Raw genomic sequence first — 26,489 nt, forward strand, 5'->3', positions numbered from 1 at the left:
GATCCGGACGTTCTTCACGTCCGGATCGGCCCCCGTCGGCATCCGCCCGTTCCGGTGTCCATGGCCCCCGCTCCGGTCTCCCCTCCCGGGGTTCGCGGATTCCGGACCCGGGACCTCCCCTCCCACACCCCGTGTCATGTGACTCCCCGCGAACCACGCCCCCACATCACGTTCGGGATCCGCGCCTCGATGCGACCGGAAACCCACCGACCCCGATGGCGGACCGGGGCGCCGGGGCCGGCAGGGTGGAGCCCGTGAGCCCGCACGACTCCCCGGACAGCCCCGCGCCGCCCGATGCCGACGCCGAACCCCCGGTCGTTCCCTTCCCGCCGGAGGACGCCCGGCCCGCCGACCCCGGGGACCCCGCCCGCCGCCGCAATCCGCTGGGCGGTCACGTCCCGGTGGCCGGCGGCCTGGCCCGCACCGGGCTGGCGTACGCGCGGCGGATGGGCGCCGAGACGGCGCAGGTGTTCCTCGCCAACCCGCGCGGCTGGGCGACCCCGCCCGGTGACCCCGCGCAGGACGAGGAGTTCCGCGCCGGTTGCGCCGCCGAGGGCCTGTCGGTCTTCGTGCACGCCCCCTACCTGATCAACCCGGCCTCGCACGGCGCGGAGACCGCCGAGCGGTCTGTGGTCTCGCTGCGGCACTCGCTCCGGCGGGGCGCCGACATCGGGGCCCTCGGGGTCGTGGTGCACACCGGTTCCGCCACCGGCGGACGCGACCGGGCTACCGGGCTCGCCGCCGTGCGCGAACGCCTGCTGCCCCTGCTGGAGGAGGACCCCGGCGGTCCGGACGGTCCGATGCTGCTGCTGGAGCCCACCGCCGGGCAGGGCGCCTCGGTCTGCTCGCTGGTGGAGGAGCTCGGGCCCTACCTGGCGGCGCTGGACCACCACCCCCGGGTGGGCGTGTGCCTGGACACCTGCCACGTCTTCGCCGCCGGCCACGACCTGGACCGACCCGGCGGCGTCGATCGACTGCTCACCGCGCTGGAGGAGGCGGTGGGGCCGGGGCGGTTGCGATTGATCCACGCCAACGACTCCGCCGCCCCGCGCGGGTCCCGCCGGGACCGGCACGCCCGGATCGGACGCGGCCACATCGGCGACCCCGCCTTCGCCGAGCTGCTGGCCCACCCGGCGACGGCCGGGGTGCCGCTGGTCATCGAGACCCCCGGGGGGCCGGAGGGGCACGCCGGGGACGTGGCACGGCTGCGCGGGATGCGCGCGGGACGGATGCCCGCGCCGGTGCCGAGGGAGGACCATCCGCCGCGTCGGACCTCCGGACGCGCCGCGAAGCCACGTCCGGCGGAGGAGGAGACGCCCGCCTGATCGGCCTCCGCCGGGCCGGGACGGTGCTCACGGAACAAGCCGCCGACCGGGCCGGTGGGTCCCGGGCCCCGGTCCGCGAGCGGGCGTGGACGGGAGTCGGCACCGAGTCGGGGCGAACCGCCCGGAGCGATCGCCGATCGGCCGTGCGGGCGCGGACGGGGGCCGGAGCGGTCACCGTCGGAACGGGCCGCCGGGCGACCGGACCGGTGAGCCGATGTACCGGGGACCGGACCAGAGGCCGGGACGGACCCCGGATTCCGTCACCCCGGGCCGTCGCCGGGGTCCTCCTGGTGCGAGTAGCGCTGTTCGCGCCACACCTCACCCCGGTTGTGGTAGCCGCGTTCTTCCCAGAAACCGCGCCGGTCCTCGGTCATGTACTCCACACCGCGCACCCACTTGGGGCCCTTCCAGGCGTAGAGGCCGGGCACGATCAGGCGCACCGGGAAGCCGTGCTCGACGGTGATCGGATCCCCCTCGCGGTGGGTGGCGAAGAGGGTGCGCTCCCCGGCGAAGTCGGACATCCGGAGGTTGGCCCCGTAGCCGTACTCGGCCCACACCATGACGTACCCGGCCTCCGGCGCGGGGGGCGCCAGCTCCAGCAGCGTGCGGGCCGCCACCCCGCCCCACTCGCAGGGCGGGACGCTGAAGCGGGTCACGCAGTCCAGACCGGCCGTGACCGTGTGGTGGGGCAGCTCGGTGAACCCGTCGTGGTCCCACTCCCGCCTCCGGCCGTCGGCCGTGGCGCCGAAGACCCGGAACTGCCAGCGCTCGGGCCGGAAGCGGGGGACGGGGCCGTAGTGGGTGGTCGGCCAGCCCCGGGCAAGGCGCTGCCCCGGCGGCAGGGACTCCCCGCCCCGCTCCCCCGGCCGCGCCCCGGACGTCTCCCCGGATTCTTCCGGGGGGCCTTCCACGGGTCCTTCCATGGCTCCATGGTGGCACGGGACGGCACCTGGGGAGAAAATCGGCGAATCGCGACTGCGTGTCACCACGGCCATGGAAATTGCTCGAAAAGCGCCCGAAATAATGCGAGATCATCACTGTTTCGGTAAGGCTTTGCTTACTGGACGCGATCGCCACCGGGTGTCAGGATGCGCGAACAGGCCGGAGAACCCCCCTCGCTTCCGGAAGGAGCGCTCCGTCATGCAGGGCGACCCCGAGGTCATCGAATTCCTCAACGAGCAGTTGACCGCCGAACTGACGGCGATCAACCAGTACTTCCTGCACGCGAAGATGCAGGAGAACAACGGCTGGACCAAGCTGGCCAAGTACACCCGCGCCGAGTCCTTCGACGAGATGAAGCACGCCGAGGTGCTCACCGACCGGATCCTCTTCCTGGACGCGCTGCCCAACTACCAGCGGCTCTTCCATGTCCGGGTGGGCCAGACGGTGACCGAGATGTTCCGGGCCGACCGGGAGGTCGAGGTGGAGGCCATCGACCGCCTGCGCCGGGGCATCGAGGTGATGCGCGCCAAGGGCGACATCACCTCGGCCAACATCTTCGAGTCGATCCTCGCGGACGAGGAGCACCACATCGACTACCTCGACACACAACTGGAGCTGATCGAGAAGCTCGGCGAGCCGCTCTACCTCGCCCAGCAGATCGAGCAGCCCGCGGAGGCCTGAGGCGACGCGGATCGATCCGACGGGGTGAGTCCGGGGCGGGTCAATCCGGGGTGGCCGACAGGCCGCCCCGGGGCCGCGCGACCGGCGGCGTCAGGCCGCGACCGGCAGCGGGCGGGCCGGCGGAGCGGCGGGCAGGCCGGGAATCACCGATTCCGGCGACGGGCCGGCGGCGACCCGCGCCCCGGTCGGGGGACCCGACACCACGGCCGCGACGGCACCACCGACGGAGCCCTCCCGGCGCGGACAACCGCGTCCCAGGATGCCCTGGATGCGTCGCACGCACGAGCCGCAGTCGGTGCCGGCACCGCTCGCCGAGGCGATCTGTCGAGGGGTGCACGCACCGGCCGCCGCGTGATCGCGGACCTGCTGTTCGGTGACTCCGAAACACGAGCAGACGAACACCGCCACCTCGCGGGGGGTAGGGCCGGGGACCGGCTGTACGGCGGGACTCCGGAACCCCGTGGGCTCCGGTGGTGAGGTAAACCTTACCTTACCCACTCCGTCGCCGCCGGGGGAACCGGAGGCGACGAAAAAGCGCCCGGGGCGCGGATCACATGATCCGCGCCCCGGGCGCGTGTGCGGTCGAAACCGCCGGCCGGCTCACTGGTCGCGGTACATCTCCGCGACCAGGAAGGCCAGGTCCAGCGACTGGCTCCGGTTCAGCCGGGGGTCACAGGCCGTCTCGTAGCGCTGGTGCAGGTCATCGACGAAGATCTCGTCGCCGCCGCCCACGCACTCGGTGACGTCGTCACCGGTCAGCTCCACGTGGATGCCACCCGGGTGGGTGCCCAGCGCCTTGTGCACCTCGAAGAAGCCCTTGACCTCGTCCAGGACATCGTCGAAGCGTCGGGTCTTGTGTCCCGAGGCGGCCTCGAAGGTGTTGCCGTGCATCGGGTCGCAGACCCACACCGGCCGCGCCCCGGAGGCGGTGACCTTCTCCACCAGCTCCGGCAGCAGGTCGCGGATCTTCCCCGCACCGTACCGGGTGATGAAGGTGAGCCGGCCCGGCTCGCGGTCGGGGTCCAGGCGGTCGATGTACGCCAGGGCCTCCTCCGGGGTGGTGGTCGGGCCCAGCTTGACGCCGATCGGGTTGCGCACCCGGGAGGCGAACTCGACGTGGGCGCCGCCCAGCTGCCGGGTGCGCTCGCCGATCCAGATCATGTGCCCGGAGACGTCGTACAGACTGCCGGTGCGCGAGTCCACCCGGGTGAGCGCCGCCTCGTAGTCCAGCAGCAGTGCCTCGTGCGAGGCGTAGAACTCCACCGAGTGGAACTCGGCCGGATCCGCGCCACAGGCCTTCATGAAGTTCAGCGCGCGGTCGATCTCCCGGGCCAGGGCCTCGTACCGCTGTCCGGAGGCGGAGTTGCGCACGAAGTCCTGGTTCCAGGCGTGCACCTGGCGCAGGTCGGCGTAGCCACCGGTGGTGAAGCCGCGCACCAGGTTCAGCGTCGCCGCCGAGGAGTGGTACATGCGGCGCAGCCGCTCCGGGTCCGGGGTGCGGGCCTCGGTGGTGAAGGCCGGGGCGTTGACCGAATCGCCCCGGTAGGAGGGCAGCTCCACCCCGTCGCGGATCTCCGTCGCCTTCGAACGCGGCTTGGAGTACTGACCCGCGATGCGGCCGACCTTGACCACCGGCACGGCGGCGGCGTAGGTGAGCACCGCGCTCATCTGCAACAGCGTCTTGAGCTTGGCGCGGATGTGCTCCGCGCTCACCTGGTCGAATGCCTCGGCGCAGTCGCCGCCCTGCAGCAGGAACGCCTCGCCCCGGGCGACGGCTCCCAGCCGGTCGCGCAGTTGGTCGCACTCGCCGGCGAAGACGAGGGGCGGATACCCGGCGAGGTCCGCGGTCACCTCGCGCAGGGCCTCGGAATCCGGGTACTCGGGCTGCTGCGCCGCGGGGAGGTCGCGCCAGGAGGCGGTCGATGTGCTGCTCTCAGCGTTCACGGTCACACCGCCAGGTTACGGGGTCGCGCCGGCGTGCCCGGTCCCGCGCCCGATGGGTGAGACGCGACCTTCCGTCGCCCGGGCGGGCCGGCCGGGCGCGACCGGGGTGTCCTCCCCGGTAACCGGAAGACAACCCGACGGTAACCGGCCGTATCCGGCACGGGGCTGTGCGCGGTGGGGCGAAGGGGCTAGGGTGCTCGTGTGCACGCACAGACGAAGCTTTTTTGGTGGTGGACCGCTCCCCCGGCGGCCCACTGACACGCGCGCACACCACGACGCGAGAGGCCGCCCGCGGGCGGCCTCTCGCGTTTTCGCGGAGACCGGTCCCGGGCGTCCCTCCCCCGATCCGGAAGGACACCCCGTGCCACCTCTCCCCGCCGACGCCCGTCCCGCCCCCACCGGCCGATCGGAGCGGCGGTCGCTTCTCGACCGGTTGATCGCCGCCTCCCACCGGGAGGACTGCCCGCCCTTCGCCCTGCTGTACCGACGGACCCCCGGGCGCGCGGGAAACCGGGTGGAGGTGCTGACCGGCCCCGTCCTGCGGCCCGAACTGCTGGCCGAACTCCCGGTGGGGGACCCGGCCGCGGGGGGCGCCGGGGTACTGGCGCTGCTGCCCTTCCGACAGATCCGCGAGCGGGGCTTCGAGGTCACCGACGACGGCACCCCACTGATCGCCATGGTTCCGGAGGAACGCGCCGAGGTGCCCCTCGGGGAAGTGACGGCGGCCCTGCCCACCCACGACGTGCGGGTGCGGGACGCCGGCTTCGACCTCGGGGACGAGGAGTACGCGCGGATCGTGGACCGTGTGCTCCGCGAGGAGATCGGCGCCGGTCAGGGGGCGAACTTCGTCGTTCGCCGCACCTTCCGGGGAACCCTGGCCCCGGTACCCGGGCCCACCGCCCCCGCCGGGCGGGACGCGGACGTCCCGGCGCCGGAGGGACGCACGGGTTTCCGGGTCGCCGACGCCCTGGTGCTCTTCCGCCGGTTGCTGACCGGTGAGCGGGGCGCCTACTGGACCTTCCTGGTGCACACCGGGGACCGCACGCTGGTGGGCGCGAGCCCGGAGGTGCACGTGCGGATGGCCGGCGGCACCGTGGTGATGAACCCGATCAGCGGCACCTACCGCTACCCGCCACAGGGACCCGACGTGGAGGGCCTGCTGGAGTTCCTCGCCGACCGCAAGGAGAGCGAGGAACTGTCCATGGTGGTGGACGAGGAACTGAAGATGATGTGCACGGTCGGCGACCGGGGCGGGGTGGTGGTCGGCCCCCGGCTGAAGGAGATGTCGCACCTCGCGCACACCGAGTACGAGCTGCGCGGACGGACCGGCGCGGACGTGCGGGACGTGCTGCGGGAGACCATGTTCGCGGCCACCGTCACCGGCTCCCCGGTGGAGAACGCCTGCCGGGTGATCAAGCGGCACGAGCGGGGCGGCCGGGGCTACTACGCCGGCGCGCTGGCGCTGCTGGGCCACGACCGGGCGGGCGCGCAGTGCCTGGACTCCCCCATCCTGATCCGCACCCTGGACATCGCCCCGGACGGTCGGCTGGCCCTGCCGGTGGGCGCGACCCTGGTGCGCGACTCCGACCCGGTCGGCGAGGTGGCCGAGACACACGCCAAGGCCGGTGCCGTGTTGACCGCGCTGGGGGTACGGAGCGCGCCGGCGATCGGCGGCGGATCGGGGCGCGGCCCCGACCGACGGGAGGCACCCCACCCGGCCGGGGCGCCCCGCCTGGCGGATGTGCCCCGGGTACAGGCCGCGCTGGCGGCCCGCCGGGCCGACCTGGCGCCGTTCTGGTTGAAGATGCAGCCGGGCCCCGGCCGGCGGGCGGATCGCGGCCACGCGCTGGTGGTGGACGGCGAGGACACCTTCACCTCGATGCTCGCCCACCTGCTGCGGGCGGTGGGGCTGACGGTGACCGTCCACCGCTTCGACTCCCCCGGGCTGCGGGAGGCCGCGCTCGGCCACGACGGCCCGGTGGTCCTGGGCCCCGGGCCCGGTGACCCCGGTGACCCGCGCGATCCCCGGATCGCGCTGCTGCGCGGTCTGGCCGCCGACCTGATCCGCGACCACCGGGGCGGTCTGCTCGGGGTGTGCCTGGGACACGAGCTGATCGCCGCCGAACTGGGGCTCGGGGTCGTCCGCAAGGCACAACCCTTCCAGGGTGCCCAGGAGCGGATCGACCTGTTCGGCGTCCCGGAGACGGTGGGGTTCTACAACTCCTACACCGCGCGGTGCGACGACGAGGCGCTGGGCGAGCTGGCGCTGCACGGGGTGGCGGTCGCCCGGGACGCCCGGACCGGCGAGGTGCACGCGCTGCGCGGACCGGGCTTCGCCGGGGTGCAGTTCCACCCCGAGTCGGTGCTGACCCTCAACGGTCCGCGCGTCGTGCGCTCCCTGCTGGAGGCGGCGGTGCCCCCGCCCACCGGTCACCGGCCCCCCACCGGCGCCGGGGAACCGCGTCCCGTCTGAAGCGGGACCACCGCCCCGCGCCCGGTTACCCGTCCACGACCGGTGCGGGAAGGCCGGGGGCGACCAGGGTGTTCTCGTTGGTCCGACCGGCGAGGTAGTCCTCGACGTTGCGGACGGTCGTCTCCAGGATCTGCCCCACCGCCTCCCGGGTGTAATACGCCTGGTGCGAGGTGACCAGCACGTTCCCGAAGGTCATCAGGCGGGCCAGGGTGTCGTCGGCGACGACCTCCAGCGACTTGTCCATGAAGAACAGCCCGGCCTCCGCCTCGTAGACGTCCAGGCCGACGCCGGTGAACCGGCCGCGTCGCAGTTCGTCGACGAGCGCGTCGGTGTCCACCAGACCCCCGCGGCTGGAGTTCACCAGGATCGCGTCGTCCCGCATGGCGCGCAGCGCCTCCCGGTCGATCAGGTGGTGGGTCTCCGGCAGCAGCGGAACGTGCAGGCTGATGAGGTCCGCCTCGGCGAGCAGCCGGGGCAGCTCGACGTACTCCATTCCCAGCTCCTCGCAGCCGGGGTCGCGGGCGACGTCCCAGCCCAGCAGGCGCATCCCGAAGCCGGCGGCGATCCGGGCGAAGGCGCCGCCGATCTTCCCCGTCCCGATGACCCCGGCCGTGGCGCCGTGCATGTCGCGACCCAACAGGCCGTCGAGTCGGAAGTCGAACTCCCGGGTGCGGCGGGCCGCGCGCACCACCCGGCGGTTGACGGCCATGGCCAGTGTCCAGGCGAACTCGGCGACCGAGTGGGGCGAGTAGTACGACACCCGGCCGACGGTCAGGCCCAGTCGGGCGGCGGCGGCCAGGTCGATGTTGTTGAAGCCGGTGGCGCGTTGGGCGATCATCCGGGTGCCCCCGGCCGCGAGGGTCTCCAGCACATCGGCACCCAGGTCCGCGTTGACGCTGACCGTGATGATCTCGTGGCCCGCCGCGATGGGGGCGGTGTCGGCGTTGAGGAAGACGTCCAGGGCGTGCACGGGGCGCTCCCCGAAAGCCCGTTCCAGCAGCGGTCGCTCATCCGCCTGAACGCCGAAGGCGAGGATGGTCACGGTGGTGCGCCTCCTGTTTCCCGTCGATCGTCGGCCGCGCCGCGGTCGATCGTCCGATTCCGGTCGTGTCTCCGTGCGTGATGCGTGATGCGTGATGCGTGATGCGTGTTCCGTGGTGACGGGCGCGCGGGGTGCGTGTCGGGCGCCGCGCACGGCGGGCGCGCTCAGTCGCCGCGGCGGAACCGCCCGCCCCGTGCCGACGCGTCGCCGGGCTTCCCGACGTCGTTCCCGGGGTGGTCGGGGTCGCGCCCCGGGTCGGAACCGGGACCGGCCGACGGTTCGTCGTCCAGACCCTGCTCGATGGCGTAGCGCACCAACTCCACCCGGTTGTGCAACTGGAGCTTGCCCAGGGTGTTCTGTACGTGATTCTGGACCGTGCGGTGGGAGATCACCAACCGGTCGGCTATCCGGCGGTACGTCAACCCCTTGGCCACCAGACGCAGCACCTCGGTCTCGCGGGCCGTCAGCCGGGGGACCCCGGCGCCGGGGCGGGACGTCGTCCCCGCGGTCCCGGCCGGGCGTCGGGGGTCCGGGACCGCGCCGTCCCCCGTCGCGAGGCGGCGGAACTCCCCGAGCACGAGCCCCGCCAGTCCGGGGGTGAAGACCGGCTCCCCCGCCGCCGTGCGACGCACCGCCGCCACCAGTTCCTCCGCGCCGGCGGACTTGACCAGGTAACCGGTGGCCCCGGCCTTCACCGCCTCCAGTACGTCCTCCTGTTCCCCGCTGGCGGACAGGACCAGGACCCGGGGGGCCGGTTCGTCCGGACTCGCCGCCGAACGGCCCGCCAGTCGGCGGCAGACCTCGGCACCGGGCAGGCCGGGGAGGTTGAGGTCGAGCACCAGGACATCCGGACGGGTGGCCCGGGCGCGGGCGAGTGCCTGCCGCCCGTCCCCGGCGGTGGCCACCACCCGGAAGCCGGCACCCTCCAGGTCACGGGCGACGGCGTCCCGCCACATGGGGTGGTCGTCGACGACCATGACCGTGACCGGGGCGCCCCCGCCCCCCTCGTCGCACCCGCTCTCGTCACCGATTACGGTGTGCCCGGCGTTCCCGGCATTTTCGGCGTTCCCGGTGTGCCCGGTGTCGTGTCCGCCGCCGGCGCCGACCGGGCGCGGCCCGTCTCCCGTCATGCGTCCGTTCCCCTCGGTACCGTCATCTCCACCTCGGTGCCCTCGCCGGGCACCGACTCCCACCGGGCCTCCCCGCCCAACTCGCGCAGCCGACCCCGGATCGAGTGCGAGACCCCCAGGCGCCCCTCGCGGGCCGCCGCCTCCAGTCGGCCCGGCGGGATGCCCGGCCCCTCGTCCCGGACCGTGACCAGCACCGTCTCCCCCTCGTCCTCCAGCAACACCCAGGCCCGGGCCGGCGTGCCGTCCGGCCCGACCGCGTGCCGTTCGACGTTGTCCAGGGCCGCCGCCACCGCGGCGTCCACCTCACGGGCCGCGGCCACCGGCAGGAGCACCGCGCCGGCGGGGCCCGCGAAGGTGACCCGGTCCCGCGCCCGGGCGGCCAGCAGGGCCCGCAGGTCCGCCCGGGCCCCGGGGTCCGGATCGCCCCCCGGAACCACGCCCGATCGTCCCGGACCGGGGCCGGGGTCCGCCACCGGGTCGAGCGGCGGGGCACCGGTGATCAGGGCTCGCAGGGCGACCTCCTGCTCCCCGGCCAGGCGTCCCAGCTCGGCCGCCTCCCCGCCGAGTTCGTCGCCGCGGCGGCGCACCATCGCCAGCACCTGGAGTACGCCGTCGTGGATGTCGCGGGCCAGTCGTTCGCGCTCCCGGCCGGCGGCCTCGATGCGCAGCGCCCGGGCCAGGGTCCGCTCGCTGGCCCGGGCCACCTCCACCACGTAGCCGATCGCCACGGCGGCGACCGAGACCAGCAGCACGTTGTGCACGGTACTGCGCGAGAAGCCACCGTTCTCGATCAGGTTGGCGACGCCCACCAGGGCGGACGCGGCGGCGGCCCATCGCCAGCCGCCCCTGATCGCGAAGGCCAGCACCGACCCCGCGACCCAGATGGACGGCAGGGTGGGGTTGACCGCGCGTTCCGGGTCTGCGAGGAGGGTGAGCAGGATCCCGGAGACCGCCACCGTCATGTCGGCGGCGAGGAAACCGGGGGTGCAGCGGCTCGCGGACCCGACCCGGGGCAGGGTGGCGACGGTCCACCCGGCGAGCACCAGGAGGTAGCCCACGCCGATCCAGGGACGGCCCAGGTCCGGCGCGGAGAGCGCGAACAGACCGACGGCGTAGCACAGGGTCAATACACGGTAACCGGCCAGGGCGCGCCACAGTGGGCGCTCCACCGACATCCCGCCGGTCGTCGGACCGGTACCCCCGGACCCTCCGGACGGGGACGGTCGCGCCCGTGCCGGTTCCGGTGCCGTGACGACCATCGGTCTCCCCCGCTCCACTCCGGACCGCCGGGGGGCGCTCCGGGGTCCCGCCCCGACCCCGCCCGCGCCCCGGTGGTCGCCGTCAGCCGCCGGCGCGTTCCTCGCGGCGCCGCTCCTGCCGGTCCTGTTCCAATCGGTCCTGTTCGGCCCGCTCCCAGGCGCGCCGCTCCGCCCGCTCCGACTTCTCGACCTCCGCCTGCCGCTTCGTCTCCTCGGCGATGAGCCGTTTGGCGGCGGTGGCGTACATGTCCACGTACTCCTGGCCGGAGAGCTTCATGATGGCGTACATGACCTCGTCGGTCACCGACCGCAGGATGAAGCGGTCGCCCTCCATCCCCTGGTACCGGCCGAAGTCCAACGGGGCGCCGATCCGGATGCCCGGCCGCATCAGTTTGGGCATCACCTTGCCGGGCGGCTGGATCTTCTCGGTGTTGATCATCGCCACCGGGATCACCGGGGCTCCGGTGATCAGCGCCACCCGGGCGAGGCCGCCGGGCTTCCCCCGGTACAGCCGGCCGTCGGGCGAGCGGGTGCCCTCGGGATAGATCCCGAACAGTTCACCGCGCTCGATCACCTCCACCCCGCTGCGGATGGCCGCCTCCCCGGCGCCGCGCGCGCCCGAGCGATCCACCGGCAACTGGCCCACCCCCTTGAAGAAGGCGGCGGTCAACCGCCCCTTCACACCGGGGGTGTTGAAGTACTCCGCCTTCGCGATGAAGGTCACCTTGCGGTCCAACACCACCGGAAGGAAGAAAGAGTCCGAGAACGAGAGGTGGTTGCTGGCCAGGATCGCGGGACCCTTCGCGGGCACATGCTCGAGGCCCTCCACCCAGGGGCGGAAGGTCGCCTTGAGACCCGCCCCCACCGATACCTTCATGACGCCGTACAACAACCCCGGAACCTCCTGTGCGCTGCCGGGACGACCTTAACGGGGAAATCGCCCGCCCGGGGGTTCGCCGGGCGGCCGGAGCGGAACGAACCCGGGACGGGTGCCCGGGAACGGACTTTCCGGTGACGTGACGCGCGCGTAGGGTGGCGGGGCGGATCCGGCGCCGCCCGACCCCCGCCGAGGCGCCGGTGCCGGCGGCCCCCGGATCCCGTAGCCTGCGATACCACCGCCCCCGGCGACGGGGCGGGTGCCCCACGGTCCATCGGACATCGATCGGAGTGCCCATGCAGTTGCTGCCCGGTGCCGAGCCCTTCCAGCACGAGGGGACCTCCTCCGTCGGCATCCTGCTGTGTCACGGTTTCACGGGATCGCCGCAGTCGATGCGGCCGTGGGCCGAGCACCTGGCCGAGGCGGGCCATACCGTCTCCCTGCCCCTGCTTCCGGGGCACGGAACCCGGTGGGAGGACCTTCGTCCCACCGGATGGCAGGACTGGTACGCCACGGTGGATCGGGAACTGCGCCTGCTGGGCGACCGCTGCGAACGGGTTTTCGTCTGCGGGCTGTCGATGGGGGGCACGCTCGCCCTGCGCCTGGCGGCCCGACACGGCGAGGCGGTGGCGGGGGTGGCCGTGGTCAATCCCGCGATGACCTTCCCCCGGGGGAAGGGTCACACCCTGCCCGTGCTGCGGCACCTCGTGCCCAGCGTGCCGGGGGTCGCCGGTGACATCGCGCGCGAGGGCGGCGAGGAGATCGGCTACGACCGGGTTTCCCTGCACTCGGCGCTGGCGCTGCGGAACCTGCTGACCCTGGCGCGCGGCGAACTGCCCCGGGTCACCCAGCCGCTGTTGGTGATGCGCAGCCGACGCGACCACGTGGTCCCCCCGACCGACGCCGCCCTCGTCCTCGGCGGGGTGTCCTCGACCGATGTCACCGAGCTCTTCCTGGAGCGGAGTTTCCACGTCGCGACGCTGGATCACGACGCGCCGCGTATCTTTCAGGAGACGGATGCGTTCATCACCCGCCTGACGACGAGGAAGCCGGCACGTGACGGAGCGTGACAGGGATCGCGGCGAGGACCGCGAACCGATCGACGAGGAGGCCGCATGGGCGGCCATCGTCGCGGGCTGGGACGAGGAGCCCGCGGGACGGACCGGGAGCACCGCCACCGGCGAGGGTCGGCCCGGGGGCGGGGTCGGTGACGGGCCGGTGACGAAGTCGCCGGCCGCCGAGCGCGATCCCGGCGACGTGAACGGCGGAGCCGACCGGGACGGCCGGGACGGTGTCGCGGACGCCGGGGTCACCGGGACCGCGGGAGCTCCCGGGCCCGGGGGTGAGGACACCGACGGCTCGACCGAGGCGACCGACCGGGCCGGTGGGAAGGCCCCCACCGGCGCGCCGGTGGTGAACCGGGCCGCCGACTGGCTGGCCGGCGCCCCGGGGTCCGGACTGCCCTCCGGCGCCCCCGGCGAGGACCCCGACAAGCGCCCGTGGGACGGCCCCGGCCCCCGGGACTGGGCGCCGATGGAGGAGGAGGGCGAGGGCCATTTCGTGCCCCCGGAACCGCCCCCGCTCCCGGAGACCGACCCGACGACCCGGTTCGCCTGGGTGGCGGTGATCGGTGGTCCGCTGTTGCTGATCCTGAGCGCCGTGTTCGGCCTGACGATGAGCTGGTGGGTCGTCACCCTGGGCGTCGGTGGGTTCCTCGGCGGGTTCGCCACCCTGGTGATGCGGATGCGGGACGGCCGGGACGAGGACGACTGGATCGGCCCCGGCAACGGCGCGGTGGTCTGACCGCGCCGATCACGAGAGTCGGAACGGCCGGAGCGGGAATGAACCGGATCCGCCTCGGCCCCGGCAACGGCGCGATGGCCCGACCGCGCCGATCACGAGGGGGCGGCCGCCGCGGTCCGGCGGGGCCCCCGGGGGGACGACGGCACCCGTAGCAGCGCCAGGACCGGCAGGTGATCCGAGGCGCGCCGCAGGTCCTCCGGATCCGGCGCCCGCCCGTCCCGGGTCGGGTCCGGTGTTCCGCAGCCCTCGATCCCCACCGTCGGATCGCAGAGCACCGCGTCGATGCGGCGATCGGGCGCCCGGGCCGGGAAGGTCGCGCCGCCGGCCGGACCGGGACCGGCCGGAGACTCCGCCCCCGCGTCCCGGAACACCTCCGCGAACCGTCGGAAGACGGGGCCGGAGGGCCGCTCGTTCAGATCACCGGCGATGACGACGGGGCCCGGCGCGGCCGCCACGAGGAGCGGCCGGAAGTGGGCGCGGCGCTCCCGGCCGTCCAGGCCGAGATGACAACTGATCACGGTCAACGGCGCGGTGTCGACCCGCAGCCGTGCCCGGGCCGCGATCCGGCGGTGCAGCCCCGGGTGGTGCGGCAGGGGCACCGCGTCGGCGCCGTCCACCCGGACCCGATGACCGACCATCACGGCGGTGCCGCAGGTGGGCGCGCCGCCCACCACATGGCGGAGATCGGCCGCCCCGGCGAGCCGGGCGGCGTGCCGGCGCCAGCCGAGGAAACGCGGCATCTCCTGGAGGCAGAGCACGTCGGGGTCGAGCGCCCGCAGGACCCGGATCAGGGCCGTCCGGTCGTCCCGCAGTCCGCGCACGTTCCAGGTCACCAGTCGTACGCCGATCCGGGTGTCGTCCGGGTCGGCGGTGTCGTCCGGGCCACCGGGGGCCGGCGCTTCGTCGGTCGTCATCGGGCCACGGTATCCGCGACCGTCCGGGAACGCCGTCGGGCGGCGGGGACACCCCCACCGCCCGATCGTCGCCGCCGCTCCCGGGTCGGGAGCGGCCCGGGGATCAGCCCTGACGCGCCAGGTCGGCGGCGCCCACCAGGCCCGCGCGCCCGCCGAGGCGGGCCGCCACCACCTGGGCGTGCGGCCGGTAGCGGGCGCCGACCAGCCAGCGCCGGTAGGACTTGCGGATCGGCTCCAGCACCAGGTCGCCCTCGTCGGAGACACCGCCGCCGACGATGAAGGCGGAGGGATCGAAGAGCGAGGCCAGGTCGGCCAGTCCGGCACCCGCCCAGCGGGCCAGTTCACGGAAGGAGTCGACCGCGACCGGGTCGCCGGCCCGGGCGGCCTCGCTGATGTGCTTGCCCTCGATGCCCTCCGGAGTGCCGTCGCCCAGCCCGAGCAGGGCCTCGGCGCGCTCGGGGTCGGCCGCCGCGCGCTGCCGGGCGTAGCGCACCAAAGCTCGCCCGGAGGCGTACTGCTCCCAGCAGCCCTGGCTGCCGCAGCCGCACAGCAGGCCGTCGGGCACCATACGGATGTGGCCGAACTCGCCGGCGACGCCGAAACGGCCCCGGTGCAGTCGGCCGCCGAGGATGATCCCGCCGCCCAGGCCGGTGCCCAGGGTGATGCACACGACGTCGTCGTGCCCCCGGCCGGCGCCGAAGCGGTACTCGCCCCAGGCCGCGGCGTTGGCGTCGTTCTCCACCACCACGGGCAGCTCGACGCGCTGCTCGATCTTGTCCTTCAACGCCTCGTGGCGCCACTTGATGTTGGGGGCGAAGAGCACCGTGGCCCGCTTGTCGTCCACGTAGCCCGCGGCGCCGATACCCACCGCCTCCGCCGACGCGCCGGCGCCGACCGTGCGGACCGCGGCGGCGATGGCGTCGACGACGCCCTCCGGGGTCGGCGGGGTCGGCACGGTGCTGGTTTCGAGGATGGTGCCCGATTCGTCGACCACACCGGCCGCGATCTTCGTGCCGCCGATGTCGACCCCGATGGTCAGTCCCATGTGTCCCTCAGTGGTGTCGGTGGATCCCCGCTGCGGAACACGGTACCGGAGCGGCGTTCGGGCGTCGGCCCCCGATCACCCCTGGTCGTCGGGGCGACCGGCCTCCGGCGGGGGCGGGTCCCCGTCCTCCCCGGTGCCCCGGCCGGCCCCGGGGGCGTCCGGGGCGGGTTCGGTGCCCGTTCCCGGGCCGGTCGGGCGGGTGTCATCGGCACGTGGCGGGGTGTTCACGGAGGGGCCGGGGTCGAGGAAGCCGCGCAGGGCCGCCGCCAATTCCCCACCGGCCCGCGCGAGATGGTCCAGGGCCGGACCGTTGCGCTCGATCACCGGGTCCAGGGCGAAGCGGGCGCCGCGCGCCACCCGGGCGGCGTCGCCGCCGAACCGGCTCAGCCCGTCGGTGAACAGATCGGCGATCCGCTTCATCTGTTCCGCACCCTCGCCGGGCAGCGGACCGGAGCGGGCACGATGCCTGGCCCGCTCCCGGGCCAGGTCCTCGGCGCAGGCGGCGGCCCACGCGTCGGGAGACCCCGGGGAAGGGGTGCCGGGCGGAGGGCCGGCCTCGGGCCGGTCCGCCCCGTGGGCGTCGCTCATGGCGGGTCTCCTGCGGCCGGGAACGGGTGTGTGGGGGCGCCCGGTTCGACCGACGGCCGGGGTGGCCCACCGTCTCCCGACGGTACCGGAGCGGGGCGACGGCCGGCAGACGCCGTCGCGTCCGAGGTCCGGACGATTCCGGCGCCGCCGCCCCGGGCGGAGCGGTCGCGGGATACGGGTGGTCGCGGGGTACGGGTGGTCGCGGGCCGGGAACGGCGCCGGGCGTCAGCCCGGGGCGCTCCCCCCTCCGGCGTCCCCCTCCACCCGCTTGCGCAGCCCTTCCAGGGCACGGTCGATGATGACCTTCTCCGCCTTGCGCTTGATGGTGCCGAGCATCGGCATCTTCACGTCGACGGTGAGCCGGTAGGTGACCTCGGTGCGACGACCGCCCTCCAGCGGCACGAGGCGGTAGGCACCCTCCAGTGCGCGGAGCATCTTCGACCTGACCAGGGACCAGCGCACCTCCAGGGCGCCGATCCACTCGTACGCCAGGGTGTGCTCGTCGCGGATGGCGCCGGCGTCGAGGAGCAGTCGCACCTCGACGGGCCGGCCGCGCTCGTCGGTCGTGAGGATCTCCGCCTCCTTGACCTCACCGGTCCAATCCGGATACCGGGCGAAGTCGGCGATGACGGCCATCACGACATCGGGCGTCGCCTCGATCGTGATGCTGGACCTGGTGTGCTCCTCCGCCATCGGCGCGGCTCCTCGGCTGCTGCTGTCCGTACTGCCCCTGTGCCGGACCGGTGCCGGCCCTGTCGACCGCGCGCCCCCGTTCGGGGCCCGCACGGCGCCGTGGGAAGGCTACCGCGCCGGAACGACCCCGGGGCGACTCCCGGGGAGCCGGGAACATCGGGGAGGGGACATTCGGGGTGCGGGCGAGGTACCGGCCCGGGGTCGTCGGGAGACGGGCCGGCGACCCGGGCGTCGATACCGCCCCGGGTCGGGCTGCGGTCGGCTTCCGGAATGTGACACGGCGAACATCCGGGCGAGTTCCCTGGTACCGAGGACATACCGACGGGTAACGTCCAGGCGACCCCGGTGTTCCCGGGACCCACCCGGTGACCGCAGCCGACCGGGGCCGGACCATGACGGCCCTCCGGCGTGTTCGAGGAGCGTTCGTGTCCCAGTCCCCCGCCTCGCGCGAGTCCGGTGGTCCCGCCCTGCGCGAGGTGCCGGACGGGAACGGCCTGCCGGGCCTGATCGATGCCAACGCCGCCCGGCACCCCCATGAGGCCGTGGTCGCCCGCAAGCGCGAGGACGGCGCGTGGGAGGACGTCACGGCCTCCGCCTTCCGCGCCGAGGTCCGCGCGGTGGCCAAGGGGCTGATCGCCTCCGGGGTCCGCCCCGGCGACCGGGTGGCCCTGATGTCCAGGACCCGCTACGAGTGGACCCTCCTGGACTTCGCCCTCTGGTACACCGGCGCCGTGCCGGTGCCGATCTACGAGACCAGCTCGGCCGAGCAGACGGCGTGGATACTCGCCGACTCCGGCGCCACCGGTGTCGTCACCGAGAACGCCGGGCATCGCGCGCTGGTGGAGTCCGTCCGCGACCGCCTGCCGGACCTGCGCCGGCACTGGACCCTGGAGCCCGCCGCCGGGCAGGGGACGGGGGCCACCGGGGACACCCCCGAACCACCCGCCGTCGAGGCGCTGGTCCGCGCCGGCGAGGGCGTCGAGGACGCCGTCCTGGACCACGCCCTGGAGACCGTCGGGCCGGACACCCCCGCCACCATCATCTACACCTCCGGCACCACCGGGCGCCCCAAGGGGTGCGTGCTGACCCACGGCGCCTTCCTCGCCGACGCCCGGGGCGTGGTCCAGGTCCTCGAGCCGCTCTTCCGCACCGGCGAGAGCTCGGTGCTGCTCTTCCTGCCGCTGGCCCACGTCTTCGCCCGCCTCGTGCAGGTGGTGGCGGTGATCGCCCCGATCAGGCTCGGCCACGCCCCCGACGTGAAGACCCTCACCGACGAGCTGGCCTCCTTCCGGCCCACCATCGTGCTGGGCGTGCCGCGGGTCTTCGAGAAGGTCTACAACTCCGCCCGGGCGAAGGCCCGGGAGGCCGGGAAGGGGCGGATCTTCGACGCCGCCGCCGCGACCGCCATCGCCCACAGCCGGGCCCGGGAGACCGCCCGCCGCCCCGGTCCGGGCCTACGACTGCGGCACGCCCTCTTCGACCGCCTGGTGTACCGCAAACTGCGGGCCGTGCTGGGCGGCCGGGCCACGCACGCCATTTCCGGCGGCGCCGCGCTCGGAGACCGACTGGGGCACTTCTACCGGGGCATCGGCTTCACCGTGTTGGAGGGCTACGGGCTGACCGAGACCTGCGCGCCGACCGCCGTCAACCCCCTCGACGCGCCCCGGATCGGCACCGTCGGCCGACCGCTGCCGGGCACCTCGGTGCGGATCGCCGAGGACGGCGAGGTGCTGCTGCGCGGCCCACACCTGTTCCGGGGCTACTGGAACAACGACGCCGCCACCGCCGAGGCGATGGTCGACGGCTGGTACCGCACCGGTGACCTCGGTGAGCTGGACGCGGACGGCTACCTGCGGCTGACCGGCCGCAAGAAGGAGATCCTGGTGACCGCCGGCGGCAAGAACGTCGCCCCCGCCGTGATCGAGGACCGGATCCGCGCCCACGCCCTGGTCGCCGAGTGCATCGTGGTGGGTGACAGGCGCCCGTTCGTGGCGGCACTGATCACCGTGGACGAGGAGTTCCTGCCCCGCTGGGCCGCCGAGCAGGGGCTGGGGGAACTGTCCGAGGCCGAACTCCTGGCGCACCCGACGCTGCGGGCGGAACTCCAGGGGGCCGTGGACCAGGGCAACGCCGCGGTCTCCCGCGCGGAATCGGTGCGCAGGTTCCATGTGCTGGAACACCGCTTCTCCGAGGAGTCCGGCCACCTGACGCCCTCGATGAAGCTCAAGCGGCACGTGGTGGCGCGGGACTTCGCCGACGAGATCGAGGCCCTGTACCGCTCCTGAGCGGCGGGCGCCGGACCGGGCGCCGGACCGGGGCGATCGGCGACCGCGCCCCGGGCACCGGCGGCCGATGGCCGGGCGTCGAACCCTCGGCGACAGGTGCCCGGTGGCCGGAAGCCGATGGCCGGTGATGCCACCGGGCCCCGGTGGCCGGGATCCGGGCCCGTGATCGGCGGCCGGTGACCGGGAACCGAACCGGGGGCACCGGCCCGGGCCCCGATGGCCGGAAACGGCCGCGGACGACCGGGAACGGATGATCGCGAGCCGGGCCGGGGACCAAGCCCCGGTGGCCGGTGGTCGAAAGCCGTCACCGGGAGTCGGTGGCCGATGATCGGGAGCCGGGAGCCGGTGGCGCCGGTCGGCCCCGGCGGGCGGGAGGCGACCGTACGGGGGCCGCCCGCGGGTGGCACGGGTCCCGCTCACGGCGTCCCACCCGCACCACCCGGCTCACAGCAGGCCGCGCAACCGCTCCGCGATCAGGTCCCACCGCCACCGCTCCTCCACCCAGGCCCGGCCCCGCTCGCCCATCCGACGGCGCAGTTCGGGGTCGTCGAGGAGCGCTACGACGCGCTCGGCGGTGCGCTCCGCGGCGTCCGGGGCGCCGGCGCCCACGATCCACCCCGTCTCCCCGTCCAGCACCGCGTCCGGGGCGCCGCCGGAGTCACCGGAGACCACCGGCAGGCCGGTGGACGATGCCTCCAGGTAGACGATGCCCAGGCCCTCCACGTCCAGCCCGCCGCGCCGCGTGCGGCAGGGCATCGCGAAGACGTCCCCGGCGCCGTGGTGGGCCGGCAGCTCCGCCGCCGGGACCGGGCCGGTGAACCGGACGGCGGCCGTCACCCCGTGGCGTTCCGCGAGCCGCTCCAGGTCCCGCCGGTAGGGGCCGTCACCGACGATCAGCAGCACCGTGTCGGGGTGGGCCCGCAGGATCCGGGGCATCGCCCGGATCAGGGTGTCCTGTCCCTTACGGGGCACCAGGCGGGAGACGCAGACGACCACCGGCCGGCCGGTCAGACCCAGGGCCGCGCGAACCCCCGCTCCGCCGGACCCCGGGTGGAAGAGCTTCTCGTCCACCCCGGGCGGGAGCTGCGTCATCCGCGCGGCCGCCGCCGGGCTCAGCGCCCGGGCGATCCGGGAGCGGGTGTACTCCCCCAGGTGCGTCACCGTGTCGGTCGAATCACCGATGCGACGCAGCAGGGCGCGGGCCACCGGCAGTTGGGCCCAGCCCGCCTCGTGGCCGTGGGTGGTGGCCACCAGCCTCCGGGCACCGGCCCGCCGCAGCGCGGGTGCCATCAGGCCCAGCGGCGCGGCGGCCCCGAACCACACCGAGGAACAGTCGTGTTCGCGCAGCAGCGCGCAGGCCCGACGGGTGACGCGGGGGGTGGGCAGCAGCATCACCGCCCGGTCGCGCACCACGGGGAAGGGCTGCTCCGCGTCGAAGGCGGCGCAGGCGGCCCGCCCTTCGGCGTCCCGCTTCCAGGTCGAGGTGTAGACGACCACCCGTCCCGGGTCCAGCCGCAGCGCCAGGCTGTGCAGGAAGGACTGGATGCCGCCGGGGCGGGGCGGGAAGTCATTGGTGACGATCAGCGTCCTGTGCATCGCCGACGAGCCTATCCGCCCCTCCGTCCCGCCGTGCCGCCGGGCACGGCGGGGTGTGCCCGGGCGCGGGCGGGGCTCAGGGACGGACGACGGCGGAGATCGGCATCATGCCCAGCGGATCCTCGCGCACGTTCGCACCGGGATAGGGGGCGTGCACCACCCGGCCCCCGCCGACGTACAACCCGACGTGCCCGGCGTCCGGACGGTAGACCACCACGTCGCCGGGTTGGATGCTCGCCGCGTCCACCCGCCGCCCGGCGCCGGCCTGGGCCTGCGAGGTGCGCGGCAGCGAGGCGCCCGCCTGCGCCCAGGCCCACTGGGTGAGGCCGGAACAGTCGAAGCCGTGAGGGCCGTTGGCACCCCACACGTACGGTCGGCCCACCGCGTTCCGGGCGGCGACCACCGCCGAGGCGGCGCGACCGCTCACCGGCGCGGTCGTCTCCGAGACCGGGCCGCCGGGATCGCCCCGCTCCCCCGTGCGCGAGGCGCGCTCCCGCCCTTCCTCCTCCTCCGCCGCCAGGCGCTCCAGTCGACTCCGGGCGCCTGCGAGTTTGCGCTGTACCTCCTGCTTGCGTCGGGCCAGCTCGGTACGCCGCTCCTCGAGTTCCTCCACCGCCTCGACGGTCTCCTCACGACGCTGCTCCATGCCGCGCAACAACCGGCGCAGCTCGCGCAGTTCCTCCGCCTGACGGCCGGAGAGGCGCTCCAGCGCCGCCGCGCCGACGAGGTAGGCGTCGGGGTCCGGGGAGAGCAGGAGGGCCAACGAGGGGTCCATCCCACCCGAGCGGTACTGCGCCCCGGCGATGCCGCCGAGGGCCTCCCGCTTGCGGTTGACCTGCTCCCGGTCACGGGCCAGGCGGTCGCGCAGGCGTTCCACCTCGGTCGTGAGTTCTCCCACCCGCTCGGAGACCCGGTTGTACTCCTCCACCGCCCTCCCCGCCTCCACGACCGTGTCGTCGAGCAGGGCGCGCGCACCGGCGGTGTCGGTGGACGAGGGGCCGGTGCCATCGCCGTCGACGGCGTCGCCGGTTCCGGGGGCCGCCGCCACCGGTGCGGAGCCGAGGACGGCCAGGGCGCCCGTCGTCGCGGAGAGGGCCGCGGAGAGGGCCACCGCGCGACCCAGGCGGGAGGGCACGGCCCGTCCCCGGACGGGCGCCGGCCGTCGATGCGATGCCACTGCGGAACGCGCTCCCTCGGGCGGGGACCCACCGATGGGCCCCGGGGGGAGCAGAATCTAGCGGCGCCCGGAGGCCGGGGGAACGACCCTCCCGCGTGTCATCGGGGCGGTGGAGCCGTCCAGGGAGATGGGGATACGCAGGTCACGGGGGTGATCCGAGGGGCGGGTGGGGCCGGGCCCCGAGGGGGACGGCGGGTCGGGGAATCACCCGCACGGAGGACACGCGGGACCGGGACCGCGACGAGATCCCCGCCGAGCGATCGCGATCCCACCGATCACGACCCGGCGAACAGCCGACTCCCGAAGCCGGGCAGACCGATGTTGATGGTGATTCGACGGAGGCGGCGGACCCGATCGGCGGAGAGCCCGGCCCATCGGTGCCCGGACAGCGCTCCGCCCCCGGGACCCGAGGGGGTCGCGGGGGCGGAGCGGGGATCGCTCACCGATGGCCCGTCGGTTGTTCGACCGGTCGGGGCCCGACGCTCAGGCGACGCGCACACCGAACATGAACGGCATCGAGTTGACCCCGGCGTAGTGCACCGAGGAGCCCGGCCGCGGGGCGTGCACGATCTGGCCGTTGCCGACGTACATGCCGACGTGACTGATGCCGCTGTAGTAGAACACCAGGTCGCCCGGCTGCAGTTCGCTCTGGGACACCCGGGTGCCGGCGTTGGCCTGCGCCTGCGAGGTGCGTGGCAGGGAGATGCCGGCCTGGGCGTAGGCCCAGGAGGTGAGGCCGGAGCAGTCGAAGGTGCTCGGACCGGCCGAACCGTACACGTACGGGGAGCCGATCTTGCTCTGGGCCATCGACAGCGCGGTCTGCGCGCGGCCCGAGCCCCCGGCGGTCGTGGGGGGGGCGGTCTGCGTGGTGGCGGTGGCGGTTCCTGAGCCGCTCCCGGAGCCGCCGAGGTCGGTGCGGTCCTCGGTGCGGGTGGCACGCGCGGCGGCCTCGGCGGCGCGGGCCTGCTCCGCGGCCTCGGCCTCGGCCAGCTGACGACGCTCTTCCTCGGTGAGGCGGTTGAGGAGGGTCTGGGCCTCCGTCAGCTTGCCCTGGATCTTGTCCTTCTTGCCCTTGATCTCCTCGCGGGTGCTCTCGAGCTCCTCCAGCTGCTCGCCGGCCTCGGCACGCTGCTGGGCGAGGGTGCGCTGCTTGGTCTCGATGGTCCGCAGCGCCTCGGCCTGCTTGGCCGTCACCTGGCCGAGGGTGGAGGCCTGCTCGAGGTAACCGTCGGGGTCGGCGGAGAGGAACAGCTGCATCGAGGGGGCCAGACCACCGTTGCGGTACTGGGCGGAGGCGACCGAACCGAGGCTGTTGCGCAGCTCGTTCAGCTCCTCCTGGCCGCGCGCGACGGCCTCTTGGAGCTCCTCGGCCCGCTCCTTGATCTCGCCCTCGCGCTCCTTGGCGCCGTTGTACTCCTCGGTGATCTCGGTGACCTGCTCGTAGAGCTCGTCGACGCGCTCCTTGACCTCGTTCTTGGTGGGGTTCGGGTCGGCGGAGGCGCTCTGCGAGGTGAGCGCGACGGTGGCTGCCGCAGTGGCACCGAATATGGTCACACGGGCACGGCTCGGCTGCTTGGGACGACGGTGGGACGCCACGCGGGCGATCTCCTTCTTCCTCAGCCGCCAACCGGGGGATCCCGGCTCCGCGTCTGCTGCCACGGATCAGGCGGTACCCCCGCGGTCACCCGGGCTGGATGAACGGCCGCGCGAAGGTTCGACCAGACCCTAGCGACCGTGATGGATCCGTTTCAAATCCCCGAGGAATCTTTTTACTTACCGCGCACCGGCCGTGAGCGAGGCGGCACTGTGCGCCCGGGAGGAATCCTCCCGGGTGCATCGGAAGGGGATGAATCACCGGAGGGGCTCCACCCCCCGAACGGAGGCACGAATATCGCGCGCCGCGCGTCGCGCGCGCCCGGGAAAAAGCGCTGTGCGCCCCCCTTGTCCGATGTGTTCCCCGCTTCGGGGCACGTGACACCCCCGGCCGTCCCCGACGCCCTATCACGGCGGGGGGACGACACGCCATGGGGAGCGACCGAACGCGGTGCGGCGGTGGGCCAACGGTCGGGAACGTCGGGGAGAACGTCGGGATGGTCGGGGCCCGGGCCGGTACCGGATTCGGGTCGGGTCGGTGCCGGGTCGGTGCCGGGTCGGTGCCTGCCCGGTACCGGAACAGCGCCGGGCCGAGGCGGATCGGACCGGGGCTCCGGGCGGGAACCGTTCGACGGCCGGCGGAGCCCGACCCGTCCCGTCACCGCTTCCCCGAGGACACGGGGAACAGGTTCACGGGGAGCGGGTTCACAGGGAACGGGCCCACCGTGCGGTACCGCACGGTGGGCCCGGCGGACGGTACCGGTTCAGGTCCGGCTCAGGCGGCGCAACAGCATGGCGGAGGCCACCGGCCGGGCGCCGGCCCGGGCCACCCCGTCCGCCACCTCACGGTCGGTGGAGACCACGACCACCGGGCGCCCCGGCGGCTCGGCCCGAACCAGACGGCGGATCAGCTCGTCGGCCGTCTGCTCCGGCGGACTGAACAGCACCCGCACGCCACGCGGCGGGGTCGGCATCACCGGGGCCGCCAACTCCGCCCCGTCGAAAACGCAGGTCGTCTCCGCCCCGCTCCTGGCGGCGAGCACCGCCAGTCCGCCGAGCAATCGCTGCCGCTGCTTCTCCAGCGGCAGGTGCGGGTATCCCGTCTTGGTCACGTTGTAGCCGTCCACGACCAGATGGGCCCGGGGCAGCGCCAACAACTGGTCCAGCAGGGCCGGATCGTTCTCCGTCAGGGCCCGCGGCGGGATGTCCCCCGGTCCGACCGCGTCCGGCGAGATCGCCTCCACCGTCTCGGCCGGCCGCACCTCCACCGGCGGCAGGGCCAGTTCGCGGCTCAGACCGCGGGCCGCCTCGACGACGGTGTCCAGGAGCAGCCGGACCCGCATGTCCTCCAGGCTGCGCCCCTCCCGGGCCGCCCGCCGGCTCGCCTCCAGGGCGTTCTCGGTCTCCGAGAGTCGGGTGCGCAGGCGGCGCACCTCGCTCTCCAACCGGGTTTGTTCGGCCAGGAGTTCGGCACGTTCGGCATCCATCTCGGCACGCAGCCGGCGCAGTTCGGCCTCTCCGCGCCGCACGTCGCTGCGGGCGCTGCGCACCTTGCGGTGCAGGGCGTCGCCCTCCCGCCGGGCCGTCTCCATCTCGACGCGCAATCGCTCGGTCTCCTCACGACCGGCCGTTCGCGTGTGCTCCACCTCCGCCCGGAGCCGGGCGAGTTCGCGGTCTCGCTGCTCGTCGGCCCGCTCGGCGACCCGACGGTGCTCCTCCCGACCGGCGGCCTCCAACAGCCCGGCCCAACCGGTCGGCCGGACCAGATAGGCGGTGGTGGCCACCTCCACGGGGTCGGCCGCCGGCGGCACGACCCCCGCCTCCAGGGCCGCGGTCAACTCCGGGTGTTCGGCCCGCCAGCGGGTGGCGACGCGGTGCCGGAAGACGGTGTCCTCCTCCACCACGGCCGCGATCGCCGCGGCGCCCAGCCGGACCCGGCGGGCCGGGGTGAAACGGGCGTACTGCCTCAGCGGAGGGGGGAGTTCGTTGAGCGTGAGGCCGGCGAAGGTGTCGCCGGCCGTGGCGACCACCCGGTGTCGGGCGCGCTCGGGCAGCAGTGTGCCGGCGGGTGCGGTGCCATCGGCGTTCGCACCCGCGTCACCGTCCCCGGTGTCGTCGGGGAGGGGCTCGCCCTTCTCCGCCGGCGCCCCCGGCACGCCCCCATCGCCCGGCGGCACGCCGTCGGACCTCTCCCGGCCGGCCGCGTCGGGGGACACCGGGCCGGACTCGGTCGTCCCGGGGGCGTGCCTCGATTCCGCCGGTTCTCCCGGCCCCTCCCCCGGCGTGGATGCGGACACGGCTGCCTCCGTCGGCTCAGGAATCCGCGCCGGGCCGGTCCACCAGCTCGACCTGGTCCACCGCGTCGCACCACCGGCAGCGCACCGACTCGATGCGCTCGCTCAGCACGTCCCGCTCCTCCACCCGGGACTCCCCCGCCAGGTCGAGGTGGAGGTACTCCACCACTCGGCTGCTGCGGGTGACGTCGAAACGGGTGAGGTTGCCGCACAGCGTGCAACGCCAGCGGGTCCCTTCGGTCGGCTGGGGGAGCGCCATCTTCCCGTCCTCTTCCCTGGTCGTTCCGGGCTCGGGGAGGACCCCGTGCGGCGCCACCGGCCACCCGGCGCCACCGCCTTCGTCCCCGGTCGCTCTTCGCCCTGTCGTCTTCCTCCTGTCACCCTACGGCCTGGCGGGTCCCCCGTCCGCCGTGACCCGGGACTAGAGTCGAGGCGTTCTCAGTCCGATACCCCGGGGAGCGCGTGCAGTGATCACCTCGATCGTCCTCATCAAGACCGACGTGGATCGGATTCCGGAGATCGCCGAACGGATCGCCGCCCTGGAGGGGGTGAGCGAGGTCTACTCGGTGACCGGGGCCCACGACCTGATCGCGATGGTCCGGGTGCCGCACCACGACGGGTTGGCCGAAGTCATCCCGGGGCGGATCAGCAAGGTGCCCGGTGTGGTCTCGACCGAGACCCACATCGCCTTCCGGGCCTACTCCCGGCATGATCTCGAGGCCGCCTTCGCCATCGGCCTGGACTCCTGAGGTTCTTCCCCGGTCGCCCGGCGTGCCAGGCGTGCCGACCTCCCCGCCCCGCGTCCCCGGGCGGGGCGCCCGGGGACGC

At 74.3% G+C, this 26,489-nt stretch carries 23 protein-coding genes; 7 read left to right on the plus strand and 16 right to left on the minus strand.

What is annotated here, in order from left to right; translation table 11 throughout:
• Window positions 1-254: 254 nt before the first annotated feature.
• Window positions 255-1,325 carry a deoxyribonuclease IV gene (locus LZF96_RS24890; RefSeq protein WP_374203328.1) on the plus strand — a complete coding sequence of 357 codons (1,071 nt, stop codon included), beginning with the start codon at window positions 255-257 and terminating at the stop codon, window positions 1,323-1,325.
• A 260-nt stretch (window positions 1,326-1,585) separates the two neighbouring features.
• Here the strand turns inward: LZF96_RS24890 and LZF96_RS24895 are convergent, their stop codons facing one another.
• Window positions 1,586-2,248 carry a molybdopterin-dependent oxidoreductase gene (locus LZF96_RS24895; protein ID WP_233876864.1) on the minus strand — a complete coding sequence of 221 codons (663 nt, stop codon included), beginning with the start codon at window positions 2,246-2,248 and terminating at the stop codon, window positions 1,586-1,588.
• Between the two features lie 217 nt (window positions 2,249-2,465).
• On the opposite strand from LZF96_RS24895, the gene bfr reads away from it, so the two are divergent.
• Window positions 2,466-2,948: a bacterioferritin gene (gene bfr / locus LZF96_RS24900; protein ID WP_233876867.1), complete on the plus strand. Its 483-nt coding sequence runs from the start codon at window positions 2,466-2,468 to the stop codon at window positions 2,946-2,948.
• Between the two features lie 90 nt (window positions 2,949-3,038).
• On the opposite strand, the gene LZF96_RS24905 is transcribed toward bfr, so the two are convergent.
• Both LZF96_RS24905 and LZF96_RS24910 read right to left on the minus strand, forming a co-directional pair.
• The gene (locus tag LZF96_RS24905) at window positions 3,039-3,350 is read right to left on the minus strand and encodes a bacterioferritin-associated ferredoxin (RefSeq protein ID WP_233876898.1); all 312 of its coding nucleotides are present in this window, start codon (window positions 3,348-3,350) and stop codon (window positions 3,039-3,041) included.
• Between the two features lie 198 nt (window positions 3,351-3,548).
• Entirely contained in the window at window positions 3,549-4,898 is a 1,350-nt protein-coding gene (locus LZF96_RS24910; protein WP_233876869.1) for a class II 3-deoxy-7-phosphoheptulonate synthase, read from the minus strand.
• 355 nt (window positions 4,899-5,253) lie between these two features.
• Here LZF96_RS24910 and LZF96_RS24915 point away from each other — a divergent pair, with 355 nt between their 5' ends.
• A complete protein-coding gene (locus tag LZF96_RS24915; RefSeq protein ID WP_374203329.1) occupies window positions 5,254-7,365 on the plus strand; it encodes an anthranilate synthase family protein in 2,112 nt (703 codons plus the stop codon).
• 25 nt (window positions 7,366-7,390) lie between these two features.
• On the opposite strand, the gene LZF96_RS24920 is transcribed toward LZF96_RS24915, so the two are convergent.
• From LZF96_RS24920 to LZF96_RS24935, 4 genes are all read right to left on the minus strand, one after another.
• The gene (locus LZF96_RS24920; RefSeq protein ID WP_233876871.1) at window positions 7,391-8,407 is read right to left on the minus strand and encodes a 2-hydroxyacid dehydrogenase; all 1,017 of its coding nucleotides are present in this window, start codon (window positions 8,405-8,407) and stop codon (window positions 7,391-7,393) included.
• Window positions 8,408-8,571: 164 nt separating this feature from the next.
• Window positions 8,572-9,384, minus strand: coding sequence for a response regulator transcription factor (locus LZF96_RS24925; RefSeq protein WP_233876901.1), 813 nt, complete (start codon window positions 9,382-9,384; stop codon window positions 8,572-8,574).
• A gap of 149 nt (window positions 9,385-9,533) precedes the next feature.
• Window positions 9,534-10,712, minus strand: coding sequence for a MacS family sensor histidine kinase (gene macS / locus LZF96_RS24930; RefSeq protein ID WP_233876873.1), 1,179 nt, complete (start codon window positions 10,710-10,712; stop codon window positions 9,534-9,536).
• 166 nt (window positions 10,713-10,878) lie between these two features.
• A complete protein-coding gene (locus tag LZF96_RS24935) occupies window positions 10,879-11,685 on the minus strand; it encodes a 1-acyl-sn-glycerol-3-phosphate acyltransferase (RefSeq protein WP_233876903.1) in 807 nt (268 codons plus the stop codon).
• Between the two features lie 284 nt (window positions 11,686-11,969).
• On the opposite strand from LZF96_RS24935, the gene LZF96_RS24940 reads away from it, so the two are divergent.
• Both LZF96_RS24940 and LZF96_RS24945 read left to right on the plus strand, forming a co-directional pair.
• Window positions 11,970-12,743, plus strand: coding sequence for a carboxylesterase (locus tag LZF96_RS24940; RefSeq protein WP_233876875.1), 774 nt, complete (start codon window positions 11,970-11,972; stop codon window positions 12,741-12,743).
• A complete protein-coding gene (locus tag LZF96_RS24945) occupies window positions 12,730-13,476 on the plus strand; it encodes a hypothetical protein (protein WP_233876877.1) in 747 nt (248 codons plus the stop codon). The genes LZF96_RS24940 and LZF96_RS24945 overlap by 14 nt, the downstream gene beginning before the upstream one ends.
• A gap of 92 nt (window positions 13,477-13,568) precedes the next feature.
• On the opposite strand, the gene LZF96_RS24950 is transcribed toward LZF96_RS24945, so the two are convergent.
• From LZF96_RS24950 to LZF96_RS24965, 4 genes are all read right to left on the minus strand, one after another.
• Window positions 13,569-14,390 carry an endonuclease/exonuclease/phosphatase family protein gene (locus tag LZF96_RS24950; RefSeq protein WP_233876879.1) on the minus strand — a complete coding sequence of 274 codons (822 nt, stop codon included), beginning with the start codon at window positions 14,388-14,390 and terminating at the stop codon, window positions 13,569-13,571.
• A gap of 103 nt (window positions 14,391-14,493) precedes the next feature.
• A complete protein-coding gene (locus tag LZF96_RS24955; RefSeq protein WP_233876881.1) occupies window positions 14,494-15,435 on the minus strand; it encodes an ROK family glucokinase in 942 nt (313 codons plus the stop codon).
• Between the two features lie 75 nt (window positions 15,436-15,510).
• Entirely contained in the window at window positions 15,511-16,023 is a 513-nt protein-coding gene (locus LZF96_RS24960; protein ID WP_233876883.1) for a DUF5304 family protein, read from the minus strand.
• 225 nt (window positions 16,024-16,248) lie between these two features.
• Entirely contained in the window at window positions 16,249-16,716 is a 468-nt protein-coding gene (locus LZF96_RS24965) for an SRPBCC family protein (RefSeq protein WP_233876885.1), read from the minus strand.
• Between the two features lie 425 nt (window positions 16,717-17,141).
• Here LZF96_RS24965 and LZF96_RS24970 point away from each other — a divergent pair, with 425 nt between their 5' ends.
• Window positions 17,142-19,001, plus strand: coding sequence for a long-chain fatty acid--CoA ligase (locus tag LZF96_RS24970; protein ID WP_233876887.1), 1,860 nt, complete (start codon window positions 17,142-17,144; stop codon window positions 18,999-19,001).
• 444 nt (window positions 19,002-19,445) lie between these two features.
• Here the strand turns inward: LZF96_RS24970 and LZF96_RS24975 are convergent, their stop codons facing one another.
• The 5 genes from LZF96_RS24975 to LZF96_RS24995 all read right to left on the minus strand — a co-directional run bounded on the left by LZF96_RS24975 (window position 19,446) and on the right by LZF96_RS24995 (window position 25,920).
• Window positions 19,446-20,597 (minus strand): glycosyltransferase family 4 protein, encoded by a 1,152-nt coding sequence (locus tag LZF96_RS24975; RefSeq protein WP_233876889.1) that lies wholly within the window; start codon window positions 20,595-20,597, stop codon window positions 19,446-19,448.
• Between the two features lie 76 nt (window positions 20,598-20,673).
• Window positions 20,674-21,732: an NlpC/P60 family protein gene (locus tag LZF96_RS24980; protein ID WP_233876890.1), complete on the minus strand. Its 1,059-nt coding sequence runs from the start codon at window positions 21,730-21,732 to the stop codon at window positions 20,674-20,676.
• 525 nt (window positions 21,733-22,257) lie between these two features.
• The gene (locus tag LZF96_RS24985) at window positions 22,258-23,370 is read right to left on the minus strand and encodes an NlpC/P60 family protein (protein ID WP_233876905.1); all 1,113 of its coding nucleotides are present in this window, start codon (window positions 23,368-23,370) and stop codon (window positions 22,258-22,260) included.
• A gap of 761 nt (window positions 23,371-24,131) precedes the next feature.
• A complete protein-coding gene (locus tag LZF96_RS24990) occupies window positions 24,132-25,424 on the minus strand; it encodes an NYN domain-containing protein (protein ID WP_233876907.1) in 1,293 nt (430 codons plus the stop codon).
• A gap of 256 nt (window positions 25,425-25,680) precedes the next feature.
• The gene (locus LZF96_RS24995; RefSeq protein WP_233876892.1) at window positions 25,681-25,920 is read right to left on the minus strand and encodes a hypothetical protein; all 240 of its coding nucleotides are present in this window, start codon (window positions 25,918-25,920) and stop codon (window positions 25,681-25,683) included.
• A gap of 208 nt (window positions 25,921-26,128) precedes the next feature.
• On the opposite strand from LZF96_RS24995, the gene LZF96_RS25000 reads away from it, so the two are divergent.
• A complete protein-coding gene (locus LZF96_RS25000) occupies window positions 26,129-26,410 on the plus strand; it encodes an Lrp/AsnC family transcriptional regulator (RefSeq protein ID WP_233876894.1) in 282 nt (93 codons plus the stop codon).
• Window positions 26,411-26,489 lie beyond the last annotated feature (79 nt).

The sequence above is a fragment of the Streptomyces sp. ST2-7A genome, from assembly GCF_021390475.1.
GTDB lineage: Bacteria > Actinomycetota > Actinomycetes > Streptomycetales > Streptomycetaceae > Streptomyces.

Excerpts from the sequence above, each read along its gene's own strand:
- LZF96_RS24895 (WP_233876864.1), bottom strand. The coding sequence starts at position 2,248 with ATGGAAGGACCCGTGGAAGGCCCCCCGGAAGAATCCGGGGAGACGTCC.
- LZF96_RS24950 (WP_233876879.1), bottom strand. The coding sequence starts at position 14,390 with ATGACGACCGACGAAGCGCCGGCCCCCGGTGGCCCGGACGACACCGCC.
- bfr (WP_233876867.1), top strand. The coding sequence starts at position 2,466 with ATGCAGGGCGACCCCGAGGTCATCGAATTCCTCAACGAGCAGTTGACC.
- LZF96_RS24965 (WP_233876885.1), bottom strand. The coding sequence starts at position 16,716 with ATGGCGGAGGAGCACACCAGGTCCAGCATCACGATCGAGGCGACGCCC.
- LZF96_RS24940 (WP_233876875.1), top strand. The coding sequence starts at position 11,970 with ATGCAGTTGCTGCCCGGTGCCGAGCCCTTCCAGCACGAGGGGACCTCC.
- LZF96_RS24975 (WP_233876889.1), bottom strand. The coding sequence starts at position 20,597 with ATGCACAGGACGCTGATCGTCACCAATGACTTCCCGCCCCGCCCCGGC.
- macS (WP_233876873.1), bottom strand. The coding sequence starts at position 10,712 with ATGTCGGTGGAGCGCCCACTGTGGCGCGCCCTGGCCGGTTACCGTGTA.
- LZF96_RS24955 (WP_233876881.1), bottom strand. The coding sequence starts at position 15,435 with ATGGGACTGACCATCGGGGTCGACATCGGCGGCACGAAGATCGCGGCC.
- LZF96_RS24960 (WP_233876883.1), bottom strand. The coding sequence starts at position 16,023 with ATGAGCGACGCCCACGGGGCGGACCGGCCCGAGGCCGGCCCTCCGCCC.
- LZF96_RS24995 (WP_233876892.1), bottom strand. The coding sequence starts at position 25,920 with ATGGCGCTCCCCCAGCCGACCGAAGGGACCCGCTGGCGTTGCACGCTG.
- LZF96_RS24925 (WP_233876901.1), bottom strand. The coding sequence starts at position 9,384 with ATGGTCGTCGACGACCACCCCATGTGGCGGGACGCCGTCGCCCGTGAC.